General features: G+C 64.2%; 5 protein-coding genes. 1 reads left to right on the forward strand and 4 read right to left on the reverse strand.

Translation table 11 applies throughout. The features are described from left to right. On the reverse strand, positions 1-650 hold a 650-nt coding region (locus EN935_RS24350), incomplete at its 3' end, for a DUF445 family protein (RefSeq protein ID WP_127373684.1). Positions 651-925: 275 nt separating this feature from the next. On the opposite strand from EN935_RS24350, the gene rirA reads away from it, so the two are divergent. Next, positions 926-1390 (forward strand): iron-responsive transcriptional regulator RirA, encoded by a 465-nt coding sequence (gene rirA, locus EN935_RS24355; protein ID WP_109668725.1) that lies wholly within the window; start codon positions 926-928, stop codon positions 1388-1390. Between the two features lie 41 nt (positions 1391-1431). Here the strand turns inward: rirA and EN935_RS24360 are convergent, their stop codons facing one another. The 3 genes from EN935_RS24360 to EN935_RS24370 are packed head-to-tail and all read right to left on the reverse strand — an operon-like array spanning position 1432 to position 4245. Continuing rightward, complete coding sequence (locus EN935_RS24360; protein WP_127262540.1) at positions 1432-2220, reverse strand: heme ABC transporter ATP-binding protein; 789 nt, start codon at positions 2218-2220, stop codon at positions 1432-1434. 7 nt (positions 2221-2227) lie between these two features. Then, positions 2228-3325, reverse strand: a complete 1098-nt coding sequence (locus EN935_RS24365) for an iron ABC transporter permease (protein ID WP_126068837.1) — start codon at positions 3323-3325, stop codon at positions 2228-2230. 11 nt (positions 3326-3336) lie between these two features. Then, entirely contained in the window at positions 3337-4245 is a 909-nt protein-coding gene (locus EN935_RS24370; RefSeq protein ID WP_127262539.1) for a hemin ABC transporter substrate-binding protein, read from the reverse strand. Positions 4246-4298 lie beyond the last annotated feature (53 nt).

Raw genomic sequence — 4298 nt, forward strand, 5'->3', positions numbered from 1 at the left:
TCGTTGAGAAACCGGCCGATCACCTTGGTGAATTCGTCGAACAGTTTCTGGTGGCGGCGATCATCGGTCAGGGCTGAGAGCAGCTCGGCAGCCAGCGGCGCCAGCGGCACCTTTTCGATCTGTTCCAGCATGCGGCTGGTGACGAAGCCGCGCAAGCCGGATTGCTCGACAGCGGCAAGCGTCTGCGGCACCAGCCGCACGACAAAGCGCGACAGGCCGGCGGCGCGCGCTGTATCGGCCAGCCAGTCGGCGACGAGCGCCGAAAAATCGACCTCGGCAAGCTTTTCACGCACCGGTTCAGGCGCCAGGAAATTGACCTCGATGAAGCGGCCGAGATTGTCGGCGATGCGATGCTGGTTCTCGGGGATGATGGCGGTGTGCGGGATCGGCAGCCCCAGCGGCCGTCGAAACAACGCCACCACCGCGTACCAGTCGGCCAGGCCACCGATGGTCGCGGCCTCGGCAAAGGCTGCGACGAAGCCGAGCCACGGATAGATGTGCTCGAATGATTTTGCGACCGCAAACACCAGCACGCACAGCGCCAGCGCCGCCGCTGCAACGAATTTTGTCCGCCGCAACGCGGAAAGCTTGGCATCATCCGCGTCGGTATCGAAACGGACAGGCGCCAGGGACGAAGCCGATTGTGACATGGGTGAGCCGCTCCTCGTCGATCTCAGGCTATTTAGTGGTTTGACAGCCAAAATACCCGCGACAGCCGGTTTCGCGCCAAATCTTGCTCGGGCGCGCACACAAAGTTGAGGAGAAAATTCATCTATTGGTCGAAGCTAGTCTGGAATTGTTCCAAGGTATAGGCCATATTCCGCCGAGGCCAATGTGGCGAATCCGGAATTTCGGGTCAAAGCCGCATCAGCAAAATTTCCAGATCTGGCGTGGTTGCACCGCACCAGTGCCTTGTGAGGACAAAATGCGGCTTACGCGCCAGACCAACTATGCCATGCGCATCTTGATGTATTGCGCGGCCAATGATGACCGACTGAGCCGTATCCCCGAGATCGCGGCCGCCTATTCGGTGTCGGAGCTTTTCCTGTTCAAGATCCTGCAGCCGCTGGTCGAGCACGGCCTTGTCCAGACCGTGCGTGGCAGGAATGGCGGTGTCAAGCTTGGCCGGGCGGCTGAAGCCATCAGCCTGTTCGATGTCGTGCGCGTGACGGAAGAGAGCTTCGCCATGGCCGAGTGCTTCGAGAACGATGCCGCCGAATGCCCGCTGGTCGACAGCTGCGCGCTGAATTCGGCGCTGCGCGAGGCGCTGAACGCGTTCTTCGCCGTGCTCTCCCGCTACACGATCGCCGACCTCGTGGCGGCACGCCCGAACGTGCGCAACCTGCTCGGCATCGACATGCTGATGGAGCGCCGCGCCCCGGCTGCCTGAACTTGGCCACATCGTGGTCTGGCTAGACCTACTGCAATAAACTAGGCTGCTGACTGCGGCAGCACGAACGGCATGTTTCCGGCCGGCAGCACGCCGACTCTGAGCCGGCAGTCGAACACTTTTTCGATCAGATCATCGCTCAGCACGTCCTGCGGCGACCCGGTGGCGGCCAGCCGGCCACGATGCATGACGAAGATCCGGTCGGCATACATGGCCGTGAGATTGAGGTCATGCAGGATGGCAGCCACGCCACCGCCCCTTCTGGCGAAGTCGCGGGCAATGCTCATGATGATCAGCTGGTGCTTGATGTCGAGGCTGGAAACCGGCTCATCGAGGAAGAGATAGCGCGGCTTGCCGTCGAGCACCGGTGCCCAGACCTGGCACAGCACGCGCGCAAGCTGGACGCGCTGTTGCTCGCCGCCCGAAAGCTCCTGGTAGAAACGTCCGCCAAAGCCGTCGAGATCGACGCGCGCCAGCGCCCGTTCCGGCAGCCGCGCATCCTCGCCCGGCAAGACGCCCGAGCGGCCGCCGACAAGGCCAAGCTTGACCACTTCTCGCACCGTGAACGGGAACGACAACGTCGTCGCCTGCGGCAGCACCGCGCGCTGGACGGCGGTCTCGACCGGCTTCATCGCGCGGAGATCGCGGCCGTTGAGCGCGACGCGCCCGGTATAGGCGAGTTCGCCGGAAAGCGCCTTGAGGAAGGTCGTCTTACCCGAACCATTGGGGCCGACGATGGCGGCGATCTCGCCGGGCCGCGCGTGGAAATCGACACCGGTGACGATAGGCTTGCCGGCGATATCAACCGAAACATCCCTTGCCTCGATCATCCAAACCTCACAAGTCAATCACGCCGCGCTTGCGCAGCAGGATCCAAAGGAAGAACGGTGCGCCGGCGATCGCGGTGACGATGCCGATCGGCAGTTCGGCCGGCGCCACGATGGTGCGCGCGACCGCATCGGCCAGAAGCAGCAGCGAGGCGCCGAGCAACGCGGACGCCGGCAGCAGATAGCGATTGTCCGGACCAATAGCCAAGCGCAGCAGATGCGGCACCACGATGCCGACGAAGCCGATGCCGCCGCTGACGGCAACGGACGCGCCGACCGCCGCCGAGACGCCGATGATGGCCGTGTATTTCAGTCGCTGCACCGGAATGCCGAGATGGCCGGCGGTCGCCTCGCCCAGCGCCAGCGCGTTGAGGCCGCGTGCCAGGAACGGCATCGCCGCCAGCGCCAGCACGATGATCGGCCCGACCGAAGCAATCTTCGCCCAGGTCGCGCCGCCGAGCGATCCGAGTTGCCAGAAAGTCAGGTCGCGCAACTGGCGATCGTCGGCCATGAAGATGAGGATGCCGGTCAGCGCCATCGCAAGCGCCGCCAGCGCGATGCCAGCGAGCAGCATTGTGGCAACCGAGGTTTGTCCCCGTCGCGTGGCAACCTGATAGAGCACGAGCGTTGTGGCGAGCCCGCCACAGAAGGCCGCCAGCGGCAATGCAAGCGTGCCGAGCAAGGCTGTCACCGGAGCCAATATTGTGGCGCCGAGCACGATGACGGCAACCGCGCCGAGGCTGGAGCCAGCCGAAACACCGATCAGGCCGGGGTCGGCCAGCGGATTGCGGAATAGTCCCTGCATGACCGCGCCGGAAACCGCGAGCGCCGCGCCGACCAGCATGCCGAGGATGATGCGCGGCAGGCGGATGTCGTAGACGATCAGGCTGTCGCGGGCGCTCAACGCAGCGTTATCAGGCACGGTGCCGAACAGCCAGTCGCCGATGACGTTGACGGCCGATGCGTCCGACGCCCCCGATGTCAGCGACAGGAAAACGGCAGCCGCGAGCCCCAGGCACAGCAGAAGAATGACGATGCGGGCGCGGCCCGACCGGTCGCCTTCAAATGCGCTCGCCATCACCGGACCGGCGATCGATTGATCAACCATGATCTGCCTACTCAGTCCGTGACCTGCCCGCCATAAAGCGAGACAGCGAGGTCGTGGATGGCATCAGCCGTGCGTGGTCCGAAGCCGAGTAGATAGGCGCCATCGATGCGGATCAGCTTGCGTGCGGTTCCGGCCGGCGTCGAGGCGATCGACGGATTGCCGAACAGTTCGTCGTCAGATACCGGAGGCCCGGCATTGCTCATCATAAGGATCACGTCCGGCCTAGCGGAGATAACAGCCTCGTCCGACATCTGCTTGTAGCCGGAAAAGCCCTCGACCGCGTTGACGCCGCCAGCCAGCTTGACCATGCCGTCGGCGGCGGTCTCGCTGCCGGCCGCCAGGATCTTGCCGCCCTGTATCGACAGCACGAACAGGATGCGCTTGCGCTGCTTGATCGACGCCGTCTGCCGTTCGGCGGCCGTGAGCTTGGCATCGAGCTCCCTGGCCAGCACCTCGGCCTTGGCATCGACGCCGAGCGCCTTGCCGACGATGCGGACCTTTTCGAGGATGCCTTCGTGGCTATAGTGCTCGGGCACCTCGATGAACGGGACGCTCGTCTTCTTCAAGACATCGACGGCTTCCTTGGGGCCGCTGCCATGCAGTGCCAGGATGCCGGTCGGGTTGACCGACAGCACACCTTCCGGTGACAGCGCGCGCATGTAGCCGACATCAGGCAGTTCAAGCGCCGCCTTTGGGTACCGGCTGGTGGAATCGCGCGCCACCAGATGCTTCTCCTCGCCGAGCGCATAGACGATCTCGGTGATCGAACCGCCAATGGCCGCAATTTTCGAGGGATCGGCGAAGACGGCCGTGCCTTCGGTGGCGCCAGCAGGTTGCAGCGCGACAAAAGCCAGAGAAAGACCGGCCATCGACCCGAGGATCGATCCGCGCACAGCCGGCAGTCCGGGGAAAAAACGCATCTTACTTTCCTCAGGCTGCGGTCGGGCTTGGGATGCGCGGCAGGTTTTCCGCC

Origin of the sequence: Mesorhizobium sp. M7D.F.Ca.US.004.03.1.1 (assembly GCF_003998635.1) — a bacterium.
In the GTDB taxonomy this organism is placed as follows: domain Bacteria; phylum Pseudomonadota; class Alphaproteobacteria; order Rhizobiales; family Rhizobiaceae; genus Mesorhizobium; species Mesorhizobium loti.